The organism is Pedobacter alpinus, from assembly GCF_042684645.1.
In the GTDB taxonomy this organism is placed as follows: Bacteria; Bacteroidota; Bacteroidia; order Sphingobacteriales; family Sphingobacteriaceae; genus Pseudopedobacter; species Pseudopedobacter alpinus.
Genome location: NZ_JBHULV010000046.1, coordinates 89,136 through 111,081, shown reverse-complemented (window position 1 = coordinate 111,081; position 21,946 = coordinate 89,136). Strand labels below are relative to the sequence as shown.

The 21,946-nt window shown below is 32.8% G+C and carries 12 protein-coding genes; 2 read left to right on the top strand and 10 right to left on the bottom strand.

Going from position 1 to position 21,946, the window contains the following annotated elements; genetic code table 11:
- The first annotated feature begins 166 nt into the window (after positions 1-166).
- Positions 167-1,171 carry a LacI family DNA-binding transcriptional regulator gene (locus ACFSSE_RS13500; protein WP_379040337.1) on the top strand — a complete coding sequence of 335 codons (1,005 nt, stop codon included), beginning with the start codon at positions 167-169 and terminating at the stop codon, positions 1,169-1,171.
- Positions 1,172-1,410: 239 nt separating this feature from the next.
- On the opposite strand, the gene ACFSSE_RS13495 is transcribed toward ACFSSE_RS13500, so the two are convergent.
- The 10 genes from ACFSSE_RS13495 to ACFSSE_RS13450 form a co-directional block, all read right to left on the bottom strand.
- Positions 1,411-5,076, bottom strand: coding sequence for a pectinesterase family protein (locus ACFSSE_RS13495; protein ID WP_379040338.1), 3,666 nt, complete (start codon positions 5,074-5,076; stop codon positions 1,411-1,413).
- Between the two features lie 55 nt (positions 5,077-5,131).
- A complete protein-coding gene (locus ACFSSE_RS13490) occupies positions 5,132-6,040 on the bottom strand; it encodes a pectinesterase family protein (RefSeq protein ID WP_379040339.1) in 909 nt (302 codons plus the stop codon).
- 38 nt (positions 6,041-6,078) lie between these two features.
- Positions 6,079-7,575, bottom strand: coding sequence for a pectate lyase family protein (locus tag ACFSSE_RS13485; protein WP_379040340.1), 1,497 nt, complete (start codon positions 7,573-7,575; stop codon positions 6,079-6,081).
- Positions 7,576-7,846: 271 nt separating this feature from the next.
- Positions 7,847-9,046, bottom strand: a complete 1,200-nt coding sequence (locus ACFSSE_RS13480; protein WP_379040341.1) for a glycoside hydrolase family 88/105 protein — start codon at positions 9,044-9,046, stop codon at positions 7,847-7,849.
- Between the two features lie 42 nt (positions 9,047-9,088).
- Positions 9,089-10,735 (bottom strand): glycoside hydrolase family 28 protein, encoded by a 1,647-nt coding sequence (locus tag ACFSSE_RS13475; RefSeq protein WP_379040342.1) that lies wholly within the window; start codon positions 10,733-10,735, stop codon positions 9,089-9,091.
- 353 nt (positions 10,736-11,088) lie between these two features.
- Complete coding sequence (locus ACFSSE_RS13470) at positions 11,089-15,423, bottom strand: hybrid sensor histidine kinase/response regulator transcription factor (RefSeq protein WP_379100979.1); 4,335 nt, start codon at positions 15,421-15,423, stop codon at positions 11,089-11,091.
- A 58-nt stretch (positions 15,424-15,481) separates the two neighbouring features.
- A complete protein-coding gene (locus tag ACFSSE_RS13465; protein ID WP_379040345.1) occupies positions 15,482-16,255 on the bottom strand; it encodes a rhamnogalacturonan acetylesterase in 774 nt (257 codons plus the stop codon).
- Positions 16,256-16,260: 5 nt separating this feature from the next.
- Entirely contained in the window at positions 16,261-17,904 is a 1,644-nt protein-coding gene (locus ACFSSE_RS13460; RefSeq protein WP_379040346.1) for a glycoside hydrolase family 43 protein, read from the bottom strand.
- A 343-nt stretch (positions 17,905-18,247) separates the two neighbouring features.
- Complete coding sequence (locus ACFSSE_RS13455) at positions 18,248-19,246, bottom strand: Gfo/Idh/MocA family protein (protein WP_379040348.1); 999 nt, start codon at positions 19,244-19,246, stop codon at positions 18,248-18,250.
- Positions 19,247-19,254: 8 nt separating this feature from the next.
- Positions 19,255-20,415 carry a DUF4861 domain-containing protein gene (locus tag ACFSSE_RS13450; RefSeq protein WP_379040349.1) on the bottom strand — a complete coding sequence of 387 codons (1,161 nt, stop codon included), beginning with the start codon at positions 20,413-20,415 and terminating at the stop codon, positions 19,255-19,257.
- A gap of 199 nt (positions 20,416-20,614) precedes the next feature.
- On the opposite strand from ACFSSE_RS13450, the gene ACFSSE_RS13445 reads away from it, so the two are divergent.
- Positions 20,615-21,937 carry a hypothetical protein gene (locus ACFSSE_RS13445; protein ID WP_379040350.1) on the top strand — a complete coding sequence of 441 codons (1,323 nt, stop codon included), beginning with the start codon at positions 20,615-20,617 and terminating at the stop codon, positions 21,935-21,937.
- Positions 21,938-21,946 lie beyond the last annotated feature (9 nt).

Sequence of the window (21,946 nt, the reverse complement as noted above, 5' to 3'; positions counted from 1 at the left end):
GTAATTGGTTATAACAATGATAAGTACTTTAAATGCTAAAAAAGAGGGATATTAGGTAAATAACTGTGCAATCGATGCCGGCAACGTTATCGATTGTTTTTTAAAATAAATTTCACTTTAAATTTCTTAATTTAGCAATACACTCATCCAGTAAAATAATTAAGATATGTTTAAGCCAGTTACTATTAAAGATATAGCTAAAGAACTAAAATTATCAACTTCAACAGTTTCTAGAGCATTACGTGGAGGTTATGAAATTAGCGATGAGACTAAAAAACTTGTACTGGATTATGCAGAAAAAATCAATTTTAAACGTAATCCAATTGCCTTAAGTTTAAAGGAAAGAAGAAGCTATTCTATAGGAATTGTGGTATGTGAAGTAGCTAATGTTTTTTTCTCGCAAGCAATTGATGGTATAGAGTCTATTGCGTATAGTAAAGGTTACAACACAATTATTTCTCAAAGTCATGATAAGTACGAAAGAGAGGTAATTAATATGGAGCATTTGGCTAACAGATCTGTTGATGGTATCATCATATCTTTAGCGGCAGAAACAAAAAACTACGAGCACATTGAAAAACTACATAAACAAGGTTTACCAATTGTGTTTTTCGATAGAATTTTAGAAAGTATGCAAACCCATAAAGTAACCAGCAATAATGTTAAAGGTGCTTTTGAGGCTACCGAATATCTGATTAAAAAAGGGTGTAAAAAAATTGCACACTTAGCCAATTCTGAGCAGTTATCAATTACTGCGCAGCGGCAAATTGGTTATAAAGATGCATTAACTAAACATCATATACCTTTTAAAAAAGAGTATGTAAGATATTGTGAACATGGCGGAAGCATGAAAGATGAGGTTGAACAGGCAATGATTTCTTTATTAAATTTGCCTGAAAAACCTGACGCAATTTTTGTGGCAAGCGACAGATTAAGCATGGGATGCTTAGCTGCATTAAAAAAACATCATTCTGAGAACATTATTGTAGCAGGTTTTAGTAATTCTGATGTAGTTGAGCTCTTTAGCCCATCGCTATCTTGTGTTAGACAACCGGCTTTTGAAATGGGACAAATTGCAACTGAAATGCTAATTAGTATTATTGAAGCAAAATACCCTGTAGAAGAATTTGAAACAAGAATATTAGATACCACTTTTAGTCCAATTGCTTAGTGATTTTTAAAAATGATTTTAAATTCCGCAGTCCATCTAATCCAAAATTTTATAACTAAACATAACTAACTGAATATTATTTAATTACAAAAAATTGGTTTAAAAAAAGTTTGGTGTTTATTTAAATTTTCCGTGATAATTTCCTTATTAAAGGCAATAAAAAAAATCCCAACATGGTTATTAGCAGTTGGGATTTTTTTGAAAGTTGCTACCTAATTTAACTTCAACAAATAGTTGATCTATTTTTTTATAAATTTTGCAACAGATTTCTCTGCTCCGTTATTAAATACCAATACATAAGTTCCTGATGGAATTGCTGATAAATCTACTTTTGTAAAAGTTGAAGTAGATTGGACCAAAATACTCGCTACCTTTTTACCATTCATAGAAATAACTTCAATTGAAGCTTTTTCTGAAGCCATAGCATGGGTGATATTCAACTCGCTAGAAACTGGATTAGGGTATAAACCCAAGTTAATATTCCCCGAATTATTTACCACTTTTAAATCGCTGTATTTATTTTTTCCATCTAAATCAATTTGATTTAGGCGGTAATAAGACTGTCCAATTAGCGGTTTAGCATCAACAAAACTGTAGGTATGAATTCCAGAAGTATTAAACGCTGCAACAGTTCCTACTTTTTCAAAAGTTTTGCCATCAAATGTTCTATCTAATTCAAAATTAGCAGTGTTTTTTTCGTTTGTTGTTTTCCAAGCTAAGTTTACTTTTGGAGCTAAATCTTTTGCTAATGTTGCTGTAAAAGACAATAAATCTAAAGGTAAAGTTTGCACTGCATTGGCCATTTTACTTAGTGCGCCAAATTCGCCAACTGCTTGTACGGTATAATTATAAGCTGTCCCAGGTACTTTGGTTGCATCAGTATATTGACTATTTAAAGTAAAACCAATTACATTATTATTCCTAATAACAACATACAATCTGGTATATGCAACTGCATCCCAAGTTAAGCTAGCACCACTAAGTTGTAAGTTAGCTGGCTGGTTTGGTGCTTCTGCCATTAAACGAGGATCCCAAGAATCTCCACTACGTAAAATCACGTTTTCGTAAGTGTAGTTTGCTGCTTCTTGATCTGTTAAAGTCTTTTGTGCTGTTCCGGTTACTGTACCTGTTACTACTCCGTTAGCATCTTTAGTATCATACTCGTAATTAGAAATACGTTGACTTAAATCAACTGGGTTACCTGCACTATTTACAGTATTGTAATCTGCAGCAATAGCCGGAATAGCACCAAATTTATAGAACCAACCAGCAGGATAAATATTTGTGTTTTGCCCCAATTTTGAATTTAAAAACACTGTTTTTGGAGCATTTTGCCACTGACGACCAAAGTAAACATTAACTGTAGATGGGATAGATTTATTAATGATGCAATTGCTAAAAACATAACCCCAAGCTGTACCCACACCATGACTTGGAGCCACAATATAACCACCATCTGCTCTGTTAACAGTAATTGTATCTCTATCAAAAAACACATTACCACCTCCATAAATAAAATCTACCGCACCTTCTATTTTAGTGTCTTTTACATAATGTCTATCTGCAATATTGCTATAAGCTGTTAGATAAGTATCTTGATAACTACGTAACCAGCAATGATTAATTGCAAATTTATCTGTTATTGAATATAAAGCTAAAGCTTGTGGACCTGCCAAATTCTCATAACCAAAACTGTTTTCTAAAGTAATATTTTCAAAATAACAATCCTTAGAATTTACCACCATTGTAGCTCCTAAACTAACATGAACAGCTGTTGGCCCTCCACTTAACAGATTATCAGAAATAATAACACCTTCTCTGCTTTGTCCTATCAAATGAATAAAAGGCTTGGTTGAAGGAATATCATGGTGACCAGTGTATTTACCATTTTTGATGTAGATTAACCAAGGTGTTGTACGATTTGATGGCGCTGCTGAAATTGCCGCAATAACACTTAAATAGTCACCAGAACCATCTTTAGCCACAACAGCATCAAATAGTTTTTTTGTGGGTTCTACTCTTACCCCAGTACTAAATGTTAATGTTGTACCAGCAAATGAATTTCCTGATTGGTCTGTTAAAGCTCCTGCCGGAACAGTTAAAGTGTATTGAGTATTGTAATTTAGTTTTTCGTAAGTAAATGTGGCGGTTTTTGAGCCATAAACTCCTGTTAAAGTCTTTCCATCCAATGTGATAGCCCCGGTACCAGCTTTAACTTTCTCATTAAAAGTTAAAACAACAGAACCGTTTATAGTAGCCGTAGCAGAAGCAGCAGTAGGAACAGTGGAAACTAAGGTTGGTGGAGTTACATCATTTACAACCACTTTATCTGCAAATACAAAAATATTGGTAAAAGCGGTACCGTCGTTATCAGCTGTGGTTCCTAGTATTGGGCTAGATACATCTGCAATCCACTTTAAATAAACTATTGTTTTACCTTCGGCATCAGCTGGTAAAGTAATGTTTAAGTCTTTCCAAGTTGAATTATATGCAGTTGTTATATCAACCGATGCTAGATCTGTATAGGTTACATCGTCTAATGAGTATTGTAATTTTTGGATTGCATAGCACTGGTAATTGCCAGATACTAAAGATTGAACTTGTAAATTTTTATACCCAGCTGTTGAAAATGAAGCTTTTAAATATCTACGTGTAGTTGCAAAGTTGGCTGCTGCTGTCCAAAATCTAATAGCTGGATAAGATGGACTAAAAGTTCCGGGGCTTGAAAGCCAATTTACAGCTATTCCTGTTGGTTCGTAAACAGAAATTGTGCCCGTATTTGTACTTTCAGAATAAAACTCGGCGGTTTTATTTTGCTTAATAGCTTGGTCTTTAAAATCCCAACCTACTATAAAAGGTATTTCATCAAACGTAGCTGTATAAGTTGCATCTGCATTTACAATTACTGTGCGTTGTAATGCGGTAGAATTATTTTCCCAAAAGCTAAAAGTTGTCACCCTGTTTGGCACAACTGTCATGGTAACTTCTGTTCCGTCTTGGTACTGTCCTCCTACTGGTTCCGGACTTAATGCTACTTTACCCCAAATAGAACCTACTACATTCACAGTAAAATTACGAAGTACTACCGATTTAAATACCGCTTTTAGGTTTTTTGCCGCATCCATTGTTACGGTGTAAGGATTTGAAGTGGAAAGTTGGGCATCACCATTTGCTGCATCTACCCATTTTACAAACTCATAACCAATATTAGGTGTTGCCGTTAAACTTGTTGTTGCATTTAATTCATATTTATCACTTGATGGTAAGCTTGTTATCGCACCAGAATTAACCGGACTAACAGAAGTAGTTAATATTTGTGGATTTAAGAAGGTATAGTTACCATAAATTTTTAAATCAAAAAGATAACCATTTTGCGCATCATTTATATTAGTAAACTTTAATGCCACATTACTTTCGTTGATGTTTGCAATAACTTCTTGCCCAGCAGCAGGATTTGCAGCGGCAGAAGATACCAATACCCAATCAGCATCTGTACTGTTTTTTTTCCAAAGTTTAAACCCTCTACCACCTCCTGTTGCACCATGTTTAAAAATTACTTTAGTAACGGAATTTAATGGTGAAAGTGTGATGTAAGACCCGGCTACTTTTTGTGATTGAGCATAACCCAAACTTACTTGTGTACCTCCGGTTGTTGGAGTGTTTGGTGGATAAACAAACCTAGTAGCATCTGCACCTGTTGGTACTACATTTACTTGAAAAAATTTAAATGCAATGGTTTCATTAGAGAAATCTGTTGTTTTGTTTACAGTTTGCTCTGTTGTAGATGTTAATACTGCCCAGTTCTGGAAATCTGTTGAATAAAGCAGTTTCTCTTCTTGAGCTTTCAATTTTCCTACACAAAGGAAAAAAGTAAAGAAGAATAAAAAGTAAAGTTTTCTTTTCATAATTGTTTAATAAAATTGGTTAGTAATTGGTTGGTTGTATTTTTGGATTGGATAACTATTTTATTTTCCAGCCACTTAAAATTGCATCCTTAGTGTAAGATTTCACTTCTTCATCTGTTAATTGATGAGACCAATCGACTCGTTTATCTGGCGTAAATCCTAATCCTTTGTTTTTATATTCGGCGTAAAATGCGGTTGACTTATTGGCTTCCTTTCGCCAAAAATCCCATCCTTCTGGTTTTATAAATGCTGGCATTTCACAATTTATGTAAACTACCTTCGCATACGGCCGCCAGGGTCTTCCTAAATAATAGGAGATCCCCTCATCGCCTGTTATTTTACAATCTAAAAAGACATACCCAAATTTTGATTTTTCTGGTGTTGATGCTGCAGTAATAAATTGACCTCCTTTTTTACAGAAAATCTCGCAATTTTTAAATAATGCAGTGGCAGGTCCGAATATAAAATCAGTTGTTCCTTCTATATAACAATCTTCATAAAACTGGCGACTTCCTGCTCCATAAGTATAAAGTGTATCTTGAAATCCTAGAAAGCTGCAATTTTTAAAATGTGCCTTATCGCCAGCTACCCAAACGGCTACAGCCTGCCCTACTGGGCCTGCAGAATTTTCAAATGTGATATTCTCGGCAGAAAAACCTTCGCTATAAATGTAAATTGAAGATGAACCTGATGTTCCTAAAGATTTTCCTAAATCGTTAAGCGTTCCAGCAAAATTATCATAGGTGAGGATGGTTTTATTTTTATGTTCACCTATAAATTTCACATTCTTTTTGGTTACAGAAACAACTATCCGTTCTTTATAAATACCTTCTTTAATATAGATTGTAGTTACCTTATCGGAAATATCAGCAACAGCATTAACCGCCGCTTGAACGGTTCTAAAATCTCCAGAACCATCGGTTGCTACCACAAAATCATGTGATTTCGCAGTTACAGATGACATTAGAAATAAAAAAATTACGAGAAATGTTATGTTCTTCATTACTTCAACTGATTATCTGTAATGTTTTTAACCAAACTATTGATGTAAACTTCTATATTGGTATAACCTGTACTTAAATCGAAACTGGCCGCATTAGCAATTTTAGGATCTAATTTTTTTTCAGTTTCCCAAGCATCTGGCATTCCGTCATTATCGGTATCTGTCAAAACCGTTCCTTGAGTCAATTCTGGCCACCCGTCAACATCAGCTTGGGTATCAATAATACCATTAGTGCTGCCGTTTGAACCCGCTTTAAAAAATGTTCCGTTGCGAGTGTGCAATATTATTCTGGTATCAATAAAATCTCTTTTTAAAGATGCACCAGCATAATTTAATACACTCTCATAAGCTTGTAGCGCAGTTTGTGTAGTTACATTATTATTGATAGGATGTTGCGTATTTAGTTTCATTGCTATTTTATCAGCTTCTGAAACTGTACCATAACTACTATGGAATTGATTTAAAACGCCAAAAGACCAGTTATTAGCCGTAGCGTTGGTACTTCCTGCAACATAATTACCCTCAATAAAAAACTTACCCCAAATATCGTACACCTCTGTACCTACATTTTTATTTTTATCGATAGAGAAAATTCGTTCTTTTTTGCCTGTAGCTGGGCCTGGTTTATAATAATTATTGACGATGTTGATATTCATCCCTTCGCCACCGTAAGAGCTATTATTACCCCAATTATAAATAACATTGTTGCGGTAATCTACCAAATCTGTTAATGCATAAGCTTTACCTGCTTCTTCTCCAAAGCGGGGATTACGGCTATCGTGATTTGCCATTAAATTATGATGGAATGAAGCTTTTTTACCTCCCCATACACCTCCGTAACCATGCCCGCCTTTACCGTGGACAGAATTTCTTAAACTTTCGGAAATGATACTCCATTGTAAAGTGAAATTTTCATTTGCATAAAAAGAAACACATTCATCTGTTGACCAGCTCATTGAACAATGATCAACCATAATATTCTTATGGAATCTTCCTCCAAAGGCATCACCTTCAACTTTTGCAACATCACCCATTCTAAAACGGAGGAATCTATAAATCACATTATCAGCATCATTTACTACATCATAATCTGCTAAACAAATTCCATCGCCTGGAGCGGTTTGTCCGGCAATGGTGATATCTCCATTTCTTATCTGTAACCTGCTTTTAAGCCTAATAGTTCCAGAAACTTCAAACACAACTATTCTTTTTCCGCTTTGGTTAATGGCATCTCTTAAACTTCCGGTACCGCTATCATTAAGATTTGTGACTTTAATTACTTTACCGCCTCGCCCACCGGTAATATCTTTTGCAAAACCTTCGGCTCCGGGAAAAGCATAAGCCGTTTCTGTAACTTTTACTGGCTTATCATCTGTAATAGGCTTTACAGGATTTGTAATTCCTGTATCATCATTACCCTTACTTTTCTTTTTACAAGCGGCATTTAGTCCACAAAAAACAAAAAAGAGTATTAAAATTTTTATATTACTTTTCATTTATCTGTTTATAATAAACATTTCTAAAAAAACTTGAAAACAGGTTATAATTTGATGTCGACAAGATTGCGACATGGTTTACCAAAACTAGTTATAGGGAGAAAAATAGAGGTTCTAATTTTGGTACAATTGGTTTAAATTTTGGTACTTAGGGATAAAAAACTCACCTAAAAAGCTTTATTCCATCGCTCAGCCATAATTTGTTTAAGATTTTTTTTGAAGAAGTTGCTGGAACGATGGTAAAATAATTTGTTAAGTAATAAGATTTAAGCTATTTTCTTATCATTGCCATTTCATTAGCGGCCATTATAAAAGCGCCCATTCCTTTAGGGTCGTCTTGAATTACAGGTTCGCTCAAGTAATAATCATAAGAACCACTTCTGTAAGGCTTGCCGCCTAAACCAGAAACTTGAACCGTCCCGTTTAAATGCAACAAACCATTACTATCTTTCTCTAAAAAAGTTTTTTTGACACCTGAAAACCCAGTTTTAGCAACCGAAATATAGTTTTTTGGAAGCACCCCTAAACGTACTCCTTTTGCTAAGGTGTAAACAAACATGTTTGATGCAGAAGCTTCGGGGTAATTGCCTTTTTCATTTTGTTTATCTAGCACTTGATACCACAAACCATTATTACCTTGTACCTTTTTAATTGCATTAGCGAATTCCTGTAAAATTTCTTCTAAAACTTTTCTTTTGGGGTGTTCTATTGGAAAAAACTCTAAAACATCAACCAATGCAATACCATACCAACCCATTGCCCTACCCCAAAAATTTAGAGAAGTTCCGGTTTCTTTATTTGCCCAAAGTTGCTCTTTAGATTCGTCCCAGCCATGGTATAATAAACCTGTTTTAGGGTCTTTGGCATGTTTGTTTAATAAGATGAACTGATTTGCTATATCGTTAAAGTTTTCAGGTTCATTAAATATTGCCGACCATTCTGCATAAAACGGTTGCCCCATATAAATACCATCTAACCACATTTGGTGTGGATAAACCTTCTTATGCCAAAACCCACCTTCTTTTGTGCGTGGGTGAGTTTTTAATTGTTCTCTTAAATAACTTGCGGCTTGTTTATATTTTTCTTCTTTGGTTTGTTTGTACAAAAAAAGTAAAACACTTCCGTTTTTAACGTAATCTATATTATAACTTTCTAAACTATACCTATCAATTTCTCCATTAGGTTGTACAAATAAATCCATAATGTGTTGCATGTACTTAATATACTTTTCATCATGGTTCCGTTTGTAAATTCCTTCCATTCCTTTAAAAAAAACGCCTAAATCATACGACCATTTTGCGGGTTTTCCTTTTTCATGTGTTAAAGAATCTGGCCATTTTACCATAATGGTTTTAGCCATATCCTCTGCAAGTTTACCTGCTTCTTTATTTTTATTTTGAGCATTTGCAGTAAAGGCAAAAAGCAATACTGAAGCTAAAAGTAAGTTTGTAGTTCTGTTATTATTGAACATCCTGTTTAGTTTAAAATTCTTGAGGTGCTTTGATATTAAATTTTAATAAGTCAACATTTTTGAATCAGCACCATGATTAAAGACAGCCTTAACATCTTCTTTTTTTCTATCTAAGTTTTTAAGGAGAATGTTTTTGGATGATATGCCGTTTATATCTAAAGTGATTTTATTTTTCTTATCAAAGTTTACTTTATCTAATAAAATATTCGAACCATTTTCTATGTAAACGCTTGGTACATTTTCCTTGGCAATAATTTTAGAATTTTCAATGGTTATATGGGTAGCATCTTTAATTTCTATTGCCTTATTTACATTCAAATAAAGGTTATCCATTTTTATGTTGTTGACCGCCATTTCTGGTAAGCCTCTTATAAAAACCCCTATTTCTGCTCCATTACAAACAACATTACTAATTTCTATATCTTTAAACTGCGGTGTTTCTACAGAAACTTTTGGTACTTCAACTTTTTGATTTGGCAGCGGAGGTTTTGTCCAGTAATACATATCAAAGTAAATGGCTTCATGCACAATATTAGACATGTTGATGTTTTTGATATAAATTTTCTCAACCACTCCTCCCCTGCCTCTAGTTGATTTAAATCTTAAACCTTTATCTGTACCAATAAAAGAACAGTCGGAAACAAAAATATTTTTTGCACCACCAGACATTTCGCTACCCACAACAAAGCCACCATGACCAGCATAAACAATATTGTTTCTGATGATGACATTTTCCGTAGGCATATTGCGTTTTCTACCTTCTTCATCTTTGCCAGATTTTATACAAATGGCATCATCACCAACATCAAAAACGGAACCTTCTACCAACACATTTTTACAAGACTCAATGTCAAGCCCGTCGCCGTTTTGCGCATAATCTGGGTTTTTGATGTTTAAATTTCTTATAGTCAAATTACTAGACATAAGTGGATGCAAATTCCAGGCTGGAGAATTTTGTAAAGTAACGCCTTCTAAAAGAACGTTATTACAACGTGTTATTACCACCAAGTTTGGTCTTAAAAAATCTTTTATAGGTTCAAAGTCGCTCAATTTTGCATTAGGCAATAATAGAACAGAACTTTTTTCAAGGTAGGCTTTTTTAGTTTTTTCTGTAGGAATCCAAATTTTACCATCATCGCTTACCAATCCACCAGAAGCTATTTTAGCTTTCCATTCGCGTTCTGTCAGTTTATCTTTACCAACCATTCTCCAAGCATCTCCATTCCCATCTATTATCCCTAAGCCGGTAATTGCTATATTTTCTTGGTCTGTTGCCATAACAGGAGATTCATTTCTAGCAGATGGTTTCCCTTCATAATTTCCTTCTATAATTTTATATTGATTAAAATCTGATGTAAATTGAAGAAAAGCATTACTTTCCAGATGTAAATTCACATTGCTTTTTAATTTTATTGGTCCGCTTAGCCAATAACCAGCCGGAACTAAAACAACACCTCCCCCTTTGCTACTACATGTATTTATAGCTTTATTTATACTTTCGGTATTTAGCGCAATCCCATCAGCTTTTGCTCCAAAATCTTTGATATTAAATGTATCTGTTTTAAAAAATGGTTCATTTATTTTTGGAAGATTGTCCCAACTATAATTATTAGTTTGTGCTTTAAGGCCATTGATTGAGCAAAAAAGAGCAGTTATACCTATAATTATTAAACTGTTTTTTGATTTCATTTTATGATTTTTTAATGTTATTTAATCTATTTAATTACTCCTGTTTTATTAACCATTGTTCGCAAAGATTAACCTATAAAGCTGTTGAACTAAGATTATTTCTTATTGCAACTGTAGATATACCTTTAGTAAAAACTTTATCTAAAACCAAAAAAGCATACAAACTTGGTAATTTATCAGGTTTAAAATATTTTGATTTTAGGTATATATTGGTTACACAAACTTAACGGATTTTAATTTCATTAGCCTGTAATCAAGTGCTTCAATTGGTTCGAAAATTGGTATATAGTGTTAAATTTTTGGTAAAAACTTACAGTAGTTAATTATTTGAACTAAAAAACCTTTAAACATTATTAAATTTTATTGTTGGTGTATGTTGTAGGACTAACTCCGAATTTTGCTTTAAAGCAGGTACTAAAATATTTAGGGTTGTTAAAACCAATGGCGTAAGCCACTTCAGAAATGTTTTTTGAGCCTGTTTCTAACATTTCTTTTCCTACATCTAGTCTGGTATCTCGCACAAATTCAACAGGTGCTAAGTTGGTTAAACTTTTAAATTTTTTGAAAAAAGCAGATCTACTCATATTCATCAAATCTGCAACAGTATCAATATTAAAATCTTTATCCTCTAAGCGCTCTTTCACCACTTTAATAGTTTTACTCAAAAACTCTTTATCTTCTGCTGTAATTAAGTTGTTTTCAGTTATATCCTTTTGTTCAGAAGTAGCTTCTCTATCTAAAACAGATTTAAAAATGGTTTTTCGTTGCTTAATAATTTTGTCAATTGCAACTGTGAGCAATTGCATATCAAATGGTTTTGGTAAATAATAATCTGCACCGTATTTTAAACCCGTAATATGGCTTTCGGTTGAGTTTTTTGCTGTGAGTAAAATAACCGGTATATGACTTGTTAGTGAATTGTTTTTTAGCTTATCCAGCATTTCCATTCCATCCATTTTCGGCATCATCACATCCGATAAAATTAAATCTGGCTGGATATCTAAAGCTTTTTTTAAACCTTCTTGGCCATTTTCTGCAGTTTCTATTCTAAACTTATCACTAAATTTATCAGATAAAAAGTTTCTTAATTCAAAATTATCATCTACTATTAAAACTAAAGATGGTTGTAATTCTTCAATATGAGGTTCTAAAATTTCATTAAAGTCTTCTTCATTAAAATCAATTACTAATTCGTCTTTTTCTAAATCTGCCACAAAAACAGCAGTTTCAGAAATAGGATTTTCCATAAACCTATTTAACTCAATAGTAATTTTTAATCCTCCAGCGTTATTATTTTGGGCATAAATACTTCCATCGTGAAGCAAAACTAACTCCTTAGCTAAAGCCAAACCAATACCAGAGCTTTTTACAGCTACTTTATTATCTCCTTCATAATAAATATTAAATATTTTCTGTAATTCAGTATCCAAAACACCCGGCCCTTGGTCTGATATTTCTATTTTACACCTTTTACCGTTATCAAATTCTTCAATATTAACATTTACCTTACCGCTAATTGGAGAAAATTTTATTGCATTAGCTAATACATTATAGATGATAATTTCAATTTTTTCAATGTCCCAATGACTTTTTAAACTGGTTAACGTAGAGGTTATTTGTACATTCAAATGTTTTTTACTGATGGCATCTTCAAAATAGCCGATTAAGTTTTTAACAAACGAAATTACCTCAATATCTTGTAAATTAAGTGTTGCTTTTCCACTTTGTACTTTCCTAAGATCTAGTAATTGATTTACTAACCTACTCATACGATTTGCATTTTTAAGCACAAGTTTAGCGTATCTTCTGCCCTTATCGCTTAACTTTTCATTGTTCAAAACCTCTGCTATCGGGTTAACAATTAAGGTTAAAGGAGTGCGTAGTTCGTGTGATATTTGTGTGAAAAAATCTACTTTTAACTCCGCCATTTTCTTTTCAAGTGCAATACCTTGGCGTAACTTTAACATGGTATAAATTACCCGCTGAATTATTATAATAGCAATTAACAATAAAAGAAAATATGTAGTATAAGCCCACCAAGTTTTCCAAAACGGTGGATTTATAACAATACTAATTGAACGAAATGGGATTGGGCTATAAAGCTCTTCGTTTAAACTCTTAACTTCAAACACATATTTACCCGGCGGTAAATTTGTATAAGTTACTGTCCGTTGTCCATTGGTGTTTCTCCATACATTATCAAAACCTAAAATTCTAGTTACGTAAACTTGCTTATCTGTAGCACTAAAATCAAGCGCTGCGAAATCTATGGTTACAATGTTTTGATTGTAATCTAAATTGATATTACTTAAATAACTAATATCATTTTTTAAGAAATCAGGGTTAAAAGTTCTTATATCATCTCCATTAATCTTTATACCCGTAAAAACCAAATTAGCCTTTGCTTTTTTTGAAAGAATTTTTGAAGGATTAAAGCTTAAAAATCCTTGCGTATTTCCAAACACTATTTTCCCGTCTGCCATCCTTACGCCAGAACTTTCAGAAAAACTCGCCTCTTCAGCTAATCCGTCAAAATAATTGAAATTTTGATGCTTTTTGGTGATTATTGAAAATTTTGAAATTCCGTTTTGGCTAGCAATCCAAAGATTTTTTTGATCATCTTCTGCACAACTCAGCAAAAAATCGCTTGGCAAACCATCTTTGGTAGAAAAATTTTGGAAAGTTAATGTATCAAGCGGATTATTTCCTATCGCCAAGTTAAGCCCGCCAGAAGAAGTAAGAACCCACATCTGATTTTTAGAATCGCGGTAAATAAATTGAACATCATTACCTCCCAAACTATGAATATTACCAGGCTGCTTTTTATATATTTTGAATTTGTAGTTTGTAGGAGAGCCGATATTAGGGTCAAAAACTACAAGACCTTCTGTTGTAGCTACCCATATTTTGCCATTTGCATCCTCCTTAATATTACGAATACGATTAAAGTTTCCGGCAGGATAATTTTTAAATGAATTATCAAGTGTTAATGCTTTGGTTTCACTTCCGTTTTTTTGCAACAAAATTAAACCTCCACTAAACGAGCCAGCCCAAATTCTACCTTTGCTATCTTTCAAAATAGTATATATGGAATTATCACCGCTATTTTTTAAAATTCTCTTTTCAAAATAGTGGTTGCTTAGCTTATATTTTTGTTGCTGCGCATCAACGGGTACAGCTTTAAATAACCCATTAGATTTTGTACCAAACCACATTGTTCCATCCTGTTCTCCATAAATGGCATAAATCCCAGAATTGAAAGGAATTTGGTGAACAAATAAATTATTTAATGGAATATTATTTTTAAGCACAATTAATTTTTGACCTTTTGTGCCCACCCACAAGCGTTTATGTTGGTCTGCGTAAATCCCCCTTACCTCATTATCCATCATAAAATTGGTATTGGCTTTTACCCTTTGTTGGTTAAATTCATATTGTTTAAGAACAACTTTATCAATCCCGCCTTTATCTCCTAAAACCCAAACTACATTTGGAGAAAAATAGAAAGTATGAAAAATTGAGCTACTCAATTGCCTTACTCCAAGCTTTTCCTCATCAGAAATATTTTGCATTTGTTGTTGCTCACTGTTGTAAAACATGAGTCCATATCTGCCTAAAGCTATCCAAACAATTTTATTAGCATCTTCATAAATGCTATAATTTGGCGTATTATCTTTGTCAAAAGCATATACCTCTTGCGGAAAAAGAGTGATAAGTTGCTGTGTTTTTTTATCAAAAAAAACAACGCCATAACTTTCTGATGTTATAAATAAATTACCATCACTGCTTTCAAAAATTGTATGTAATGCCGATTGGTTTTTAGTTGCAGCTAATAATTTGATTTTTCCGTTTTCAGTTACGGCTATTAGTTCTCCTTTATTTGTAGAACAAAATAGGGTATTACCGTCTTTTGATACTTTTATAGAAGTTATTATTCCGGTTGTTAGTTGATAGGATTTTATTGTGCTTTGATTATATTTTACTGAAAAAAGTTTACCAGCTGATGTGTACCAGATAACACTTTTTCCGTCATCCATTTTTTCAGTGTTAAGCCCGCGTGTTTTTTCCAAAAAGCTTGTAACGTAATCACAATCATTTATTTTTTTAAGCACACAAACTCCTTTAGGTGTTGATAACCAAACATTCTGAGCTTTATCTATATGGAAGAATGAGATTTTATCAAATCCCTTTTGGTTGATGTCAAACTTTTTATACTTGGGATATTTGCCTAAAGCATCCTGAATTAAAAAAACTCCTTTGTTTGCCGATAATAACCAAACCTGGTTTTTGGCTACTGCTAAAATTCGAGTAAATACCAATCCTTTTATAGACTCATCGTTTAATAATTCGTAAAGCGGTGTAAATAAACCAGTGCGTTTGTCAAACCTGTAAACCTGACTATCGTATGCTTTTATCCATAAAAATCCGCCTTCTTTATCTTCAACAATAGCATCAATTCTATTACTTTTTAAGCTAGAATTATCGCCAGGGTAAGATTTAAAGTTAATGAAGTTTTGGCCATCAAACCTGCTTATACCTGCCCAAGAACCAAACCAAACAAACCCATCTCTATCTTTTATTGCGGTTGTTACTTTATTATCGGAAAGACCATCTAAAGTAGAGTAATGCTTTATGCTAACCAAATTTTGCGCAGTGCTATGCAATGTCCAAAGGATGAACATCAACATTGAGTAAAATTTGATATTTAAAAACATTAAAGTTTCTTATTTAGTTTGAAAAGAGATGTCAATCTTTCATTGCATTATAAACTAATTTAGCAACTTCAACACCTCCTTCTGTTTGAAAGTGTGTATTGTCTTTTTGCCCATTTGGATAAGCATCATATTCTCCAGAATCTAAATTCATAAAATATTTATTACTCACATATTCTTCTCCTTTAGATGAAAAGAAAATCATAGAAAGCTCATTTAAATCAACCAGTTTTACGTTTAATTCTTTTGCAACTTCTTTTACTGCTTGTGGATATTCTCCGTGAACATTGCTAAGTTTTCCGTTTTCCCAAGGATAATTTCTTGCAACTGGCGTTAATAAAATTGGTAAAGCTCCTTTATCTCTGGTCTGGCTAACATACAAACGTAAAAATTCTTTATAACCGGGAATATCAACAAAGCGTTCTGGTTTATCTTTAGATGCATCATTGTGTCCAAATTGTATCATTACAATATCACCTTTCTTTAGGCTTTTGTAAACAGCAGACCATTTCCCTTCCTCAAAAAAAGTACGGGTACTTCTGCCACCTTTTGCTCTGTCATCTACTTTTATGCTGTCGGCTTTCGTTATATTTCTAAGTTTGTATAAACTATCTTTTAACAAAAGTGGTTGAAAAACCTGACCCCATCCTACCTGCGGAAATCTTTTTGATTGATAATCGTTTTCCAAAGAATAATCTGCCACAGTTGAATCGCCGATAAGGTAAACCGTTGCAATTTTCTTTTTAAAAATTGTAAATGATGCAAAAAGAATTAATGCCGGGATTGTTAAAAATTTAATTTGTTTCAATTTGATTATTTTAAAGGTTCTACCCTAAACCAATCAACATCTACATATCCCGAGTCGTTAATTTGAGTTTGTCTAACTGCATACAAGCCAATTTTTGCACCAACCCATTTTCCGGGTGTTGCAGTAAAAGTGGTTCCGGCATCAACAAAGTTTTTATTATCAAAACTATAAAACCAATTACATTTTGCGCCTTCACTTACTTTTACACGAACGTAAATAGCATTTGTTTTTAGCTTTAATAAAGCCGTTTCTTTTTCTTCTTTACCTTTTACTGCGCCTTCGCAAACTCCATAATTTAGGTATAAGCCATCTGCTTTACTTTTAATAGAAAGTGTGCTATAATCCTGACCTAAAATTACCAAACCAACACGCTCATTCTCTAATTTTTCATTTGGGGTAAAAGTTAGTTTGGTGGTAACCATAAATTCATCTGCTGGGAATTTTTGTCCTAAAATATTAGGCACATCCCATAAGTTTTTAGCTTCTTGTGGAACTTGCTTGGTATATAATCTTAAACTGCCATGGTTACTTGGCATTGCCCAAGTTCCGTTAGGGTTTGCTTGCCATTGCCATTGATTTCCTAATATTGGAGATTCAAACTCATCTGATTCTGCTGGCGTAACCATTGGCCACTTTTTGCCAACATTTGGTTTTTTGTATTCCAAAACAGGTTCTCCTCTACCGTCGTCATCTTTATCTAAACCTATTACAGGCCAGTCTTTTACCCATTTCATAGGTTGTAAATGCATTACCCTACCATAAGCTTCTTTATCTTGAAAGTGAAAAAACCAATCCTCACCAGTTTGCGTGTCCACCCAAGCACCTTGGTGAGGCCCATTTACAGATGATTTCCCTTGATCCATTACATTTTTACGCTCATAAGGGCCATAAACATTTTTTGACCTTAAAATTAATTGCCATCCGGTTGGCACCCCGCCCGCAGGTGCAAAAATGTAGTAATATCCGTTTCGTTTATAAAATTTTGGGCCCTCAATGGTTGGGTCGGTTTCATGTCCATCGTAAACAATAATACTTTCACCGGTAACTTTTGTACCTTCTAAGTTCATTGGTGCAATAGCAATTACACTTTTTATACCTGCCCTACTTCCTGCATAAGCATGAACTAAGTAAGTTTTTCCATTTTCGTCCCATAATGGGCAAGGATCAATTATTCCCTTACCAGCATAAACTAGCTCAGGTGCAGACCATGGTCCTTTTGCATTTTTAGCTCTGGTAAGATATATTCCAAAATCTGGATCAGGGTAATAAATGTAAAACTCGTTATTATGATAACGTATAGACGGTGCCCAAACTCCGTTACCGTGTTGTACTTTGTTAAAAACTTCTTCTGGAATTTGCTTTTGCAATACATGAGTAAGTATTGTCCAATTAATCAAATCTTTTGAATGTAAAATTGGCAAACCTGGCACATGATTAAAACTGGAAGATACCATATAATAATCCTCGCCCACTCTTATTGCATCCGGATCAGAGTAATCTGCATTTAAAACCGGATTTTTGTAATTACCATTACCTAAATCAGAAACCCAAACTTTAGAAATATAATTTGATTCTGACGGCTTACTTTCTTGAGCTTGAGCAATTGATAAACTTAGCAAACAAATAGGCGCTAAAAAATAACTTTTCATATATAATTTTTAATTAGGAATTCCTTTTTGAAGGAATATAACTGGGTTACTGTAATAGCAATTTTAGCTATTAAGTTAAACAATATGAAGAAAAGCACCGGTTTAATCTGTGCAAACGTTGCCGGGAAATAAAAAAAGGAGACTATTTTAAATAAAGAACTTAATTGCTTTTATAAAAAATATAGAATTTAAGGCGTTTTTATTTAATGATTTTAGAATAATGCAGTCCGCCGTTTCATAAAAAAAGTGGAAAGAGTACATTTCCACTTTTTTATAATTTTAAACAAGCTATATACGTAAAAACATAAAAAAGCCTTTCCGTTAAATATTTGAATTGCGAATTTTAAATTTCGGTATTAATTAATGACTGGGATTTGGCACTTTTAAGCAAAGCATCTATTACTTTCATATTGTTTTCGGCATCGTTTAGGGTAAACGGTACTTTTTCATCATTTAAAATAGCATCAGCAAAAGCTTCACATTGTAACTGATATTGATTGGCATTAAATATCATTTCCTTTTTACCAGCATCATTATTTAAAATAATTTTGCATTCGCCACTGGTTGGTGCATTACAAGGAACTTCAATTTCAATATGCCCTTTATCGCCTAAAACATGACAGCGTTGGTAACGATAAGCTTGAGTAGTACAAGAAAAGGTAGCTACAACTTGGTTATCGAAGTTTAAAATACCAGAGGTTAAAAAGTCAGTTTCAAAAACAACATCATGTGCAATTGAAGCAAAAACACTAATAGGTTCTTTATCTAAAATAAATCTTGGGTAAGAAATGCAGTAACAACCAATATCCATTAAAGCACCGCCACCTGCTTCTTTCCTGTTTCTAATATTATTACCATCAGCATTGTAATAAGAAAACAAGGTATGAATTGCTTTTACGTTGCCAATATCTCCCTTTTTTATAATTTCTTTAACAGCTAACCATTGCGGATGAAATTTATACATAAAACCTTCCATTAACTTTAAGTTAGGGAAATCTTTAACGTAGGCATTTAACTCAGCAGCTTCTTTAGCATTTAAGCCAATTGGTTTTTCGCAAAGTATGTGCTTCCCTTTTTTTAAAGCTTTTAAAGTATACTCTAAATGTAAATTATTTGGTAATGGGTTGTAAATAGCATCAATTTCATCGTCTAAAAACAAATCTTCGTAATTATTATAAACTTTCGGAATATTAAATTCGGCAGCTATTTTATTTACTTTTTCTGTATTAGAAGAGGCAATGGCTGCAACTTTACCGTTATTACTTAAATTAATTGCAGGAATAACATGGTTTAAGGCAATATTAGCTGTACTTAAAACTCCCCACTTAACGCTTTTACTCATCGTTATAATTAATCTACTTTTACAGTTAAAGGATTTTTTAAGTTTTCACTAAAGTTTTCTAAATAACTAAACCAGGCTTCTGGTTTTTCAAAATTCCCGCTTTTGCTCCATCCACCACCTTGGTAATAACTCACATTTTTATTTTTATCAGGTTCTACAACCATAAAAACATGTTGGTCAGATTCTTTTGTTTCTTTTACATTTGATAAAGGATACACCACTCCCACTCCCATAAATCCGTTTACAGTTCCTCCGTCTGCTTGGTCCCAATAGGCTACATAATTTGCAGCTTTATCCATTTTTTTTACGCCGTTATTCTTATGTTTTGTAACCCCAGCTGCAATTTGCAATGCCCCATCAGTAACATAATTATTTACAACTTTATTTAATTGACTGCCAGCATCTAACGAAATAGTTTTGGTTTCTGTTACATTTTTTCCATTCACTAAATATGGTTTATAACTCAATTTAAAACTGAACCTTATTGGGCCGTTATCTAAAATTTCATATTCAGAATAGTTAATAGGATAAATTATTTCGTTACCAACAATTGGCGATGCATTACCAGCTCCTAAGGTTATGCCCACGTGATATGCATCTACTCCTTCGCCATTATCTTTATGGTAATTATCAGATTTATACCATTTATTAATTACTAAACCTGATGTTCTTTTTGCCCAAAAATCAATCCCTTTTGCCATACCAGCCTTACCTTCTAAAGCTTCGCCATACATCCTAAAAGCTACTTTATCATTTTCCCAAGCAAAATCATCAAATCTTTCTGGTACTTGCCGACCGTAAACTTTAGTTTCATATTTAGCAGGCGTACCTTTTGTAATTAAAAACTTTTGGCTGCTTTGTGCATTAATATTGGTTTGAAAAATAATAGATTGAGGATTTTTTTCTCCGTTATAGATGATTTGAGAAGGAATTTCTTTGCCGCTACTCTCCTCTTTTACTATAATTTCATTAAAATTTAAATCTTTAAGTTTTGATAATCGCTTCCAATCAATTTCTATAGTTTCTGCAGTTTTATTCAATTTTGAAGAATTTTCCACTGTAACTGTAATAGGCTGATCTAAATTTTTTATGGAACTACAAGAAATAAATGTTGCATTTATTAACAAACATATAAACGCAATGGAGGCAATATTTTTGGGGAATTTCATATAGTTCTATTTAGGATTTTGAATTATTTTGAAAAATTTTATCTATTTAATTGATATTTAAAGCTTTAAAAACCTTTTAACTGACACATTTTTGCATAAAGTATTATTAAGCCTAAAAATAGAAATAAATTCTGTGAAACAATTTATTAATAGATAATGAATGCGTTTTATAATTGCATTTAGTTACTTTACATAAATAATGAATAACTTAAAAACTAAACAAATAAAATATGCTGCAACTGTTACAAGTTTAGTTTTAGCTTACTTAGCATTTGGTTATTTTATTGACGATAGAACAAATATTATAGCAATATGGGCGGCTCTAGCAGTTTGTTTTACATTGTACTTTATCATATTGAAAAAATACAACAACACCTTTTTAAACGATTATAACTTTAAACTTGCTTTAGCATTAAGGTTTGTATTTCTGTTTTCTTTTCCGCTTTTGAGCGATGACATTTACCGGTTTATATGGGATGGTAGCCAATTATTAAATGGTATAAACCCTTTTGCCTTTACCCCTACTGAACTGATAAATAATAATTACACTTGGTTAGATGTTTCACTTTTTGAAAAGATGAACTCGCCTGTATATTATTCTGTTTATCCGCCAATAAATCAATTGGCTTTTTCGGTAAGCGCTATACCCGGAAAAGGCAATTTAGTAGCTTCAATAATTATATTACGATTAATAATTATAGCTTTTGACATTGGTAATCTGATAATCATCAAAAAACTTTTAGCATTTTATAACAAAAACCCAAAGCTGCTTTTTATTTATGCGCTAAACCCTTTGGTAATTATTGAGTTTGCAGGTAATTTACATTTTGAAGCTGTAATGATATTTTTTAGTTTATTAAGCTTTTGGTTTTTACTACAAAACAGGTGGATTTTAGCTGCAATTGCCTTAGCTTTTGCTGTTTGTGCAAAACTATTACCGCTTATATTTTTACCATTATTTATTAAACAAATAGGCTTTAAAAAATCTATATATGCTGGCTTAATATGTTTGGTGGTAATACTTACCTTATTTTTACCGCTCATTTATAACATAAATCTTGCTCAAAATTTCGTATCAAGTATTCAATTATATTATGGTAAATTCGAGTTTAATGGCAGCATTTATCAGGTATTTAAACAAGTTGGCTGGAGCCTTTTAGGCTATAACCCAATCGCTTACACCAGTAAAATATTAATTACTTTAACCCTAATTGGTTTTTTAATTAGCTATTTAAAAACCGAAAACATATTGGTTAGCGCATTTTGGATGCTATTTACTTATACCATTTGTGGCGCAATTGTGCATCCTTGGTATATTTTATTTTTAATTACCTTAACTCCTTTTGTAAAATGGCGTTTTGCAATTTTATGGTCTGTACTTATTTGTTTAAGCTATTATACCTATCATACAATACCTTATCAAGAAAGTTTGCTCTTAGTGATTATAGAATATATTTTACTTTTCGGATTTATAGCTTACGAAGTTTGCTTTAAGAAATTACCCTTAAAAAAAATATACTAATTTTGTATT

Excerpts from the sequence above, each read along its gene's own strand:
- ACFSSE_RS13485 (WP_379040340.1), bottom strand. The coding sequence starts at position 7,575 with ATGAAAAGTAATATAAAAATTTTAATACTCTTTTTTGTTTTTTGTGGA.
- ACFSSE_RS13455 (WP_379040348.1), bottom strand. The coding sequence starts at position 19,246 with ATGAGTAAAAGCGTTAAGTGGGGAGTTTTAAGTACAGCTAATATTGCC.
- ACFSSE_RS13500 (WP_379040337.1), top strand. The coding sequence starts at position 167 with ATGTTTAAGCCAGTTACTATTAAAGATATAGCTAAAGAACTAAAATTA.
- ACFSSE_RS13490 (WP_379040339.1), bottom strand. The coding sequence starts at position 6,040 with ATGTCATCTGTAACTGCGAAATCACATGATTTTGTGGTAGCAACCGAT.
- ACFSSE_RS13475 (WP_379040342.1), bottom strand. The coding sequence starts at position 10,735 with ATGAAATCAAAAAACAGTTTAATAATTATAGGTATAACTGCTCTTTTT.
- ACFSSE_RS13470 (WP_379100979.1), bottom strand. The coding sequence starts at position 15,423 with ATGTTGATGTTCATCCTTTGGACATTGCATAGCACTGCGCAAAATTTG.
- ACFSSE_RS13450 (WP_379040349.1), bottom strand. The coding sequence starts at position 20,415 with ATGAAATTCCCCAAAAATATTGCCTCCATTGCGTTTATATGTTTGTTA.
- ACFSSE_RS13445 (WP_379040350.1), top strand. The coding sequence starts at position 20,615 with ATGAATAACTTAAAAACTAAACAAATAAAATATGCTGCAACTGTTACA.
- ACFSSE_RS13480 (WP_379040341.1), bottom strand. The coding sequence starts at position 9,046 with ATGTTCAATAATAACAGAACTACAAACTTACTTTTAGCTTCAGTATTG.
- ACFSSE_RS13495 (WP_379040338.1), bottom strand. The coding sequence starts at position 5,076 with ATGAAAAGAAAACTTTACTTTTTATTCTTCTTTACTTTTTTCCTTTGT.
- ACFSSE_RS13460 (WP_379040346.1), bottom strand. The coding sequence starts at position 17,904 with ATGAAAAGTTATTTTTTAGCGCCTATTTGTTTGCTAAGTTTATCAATT.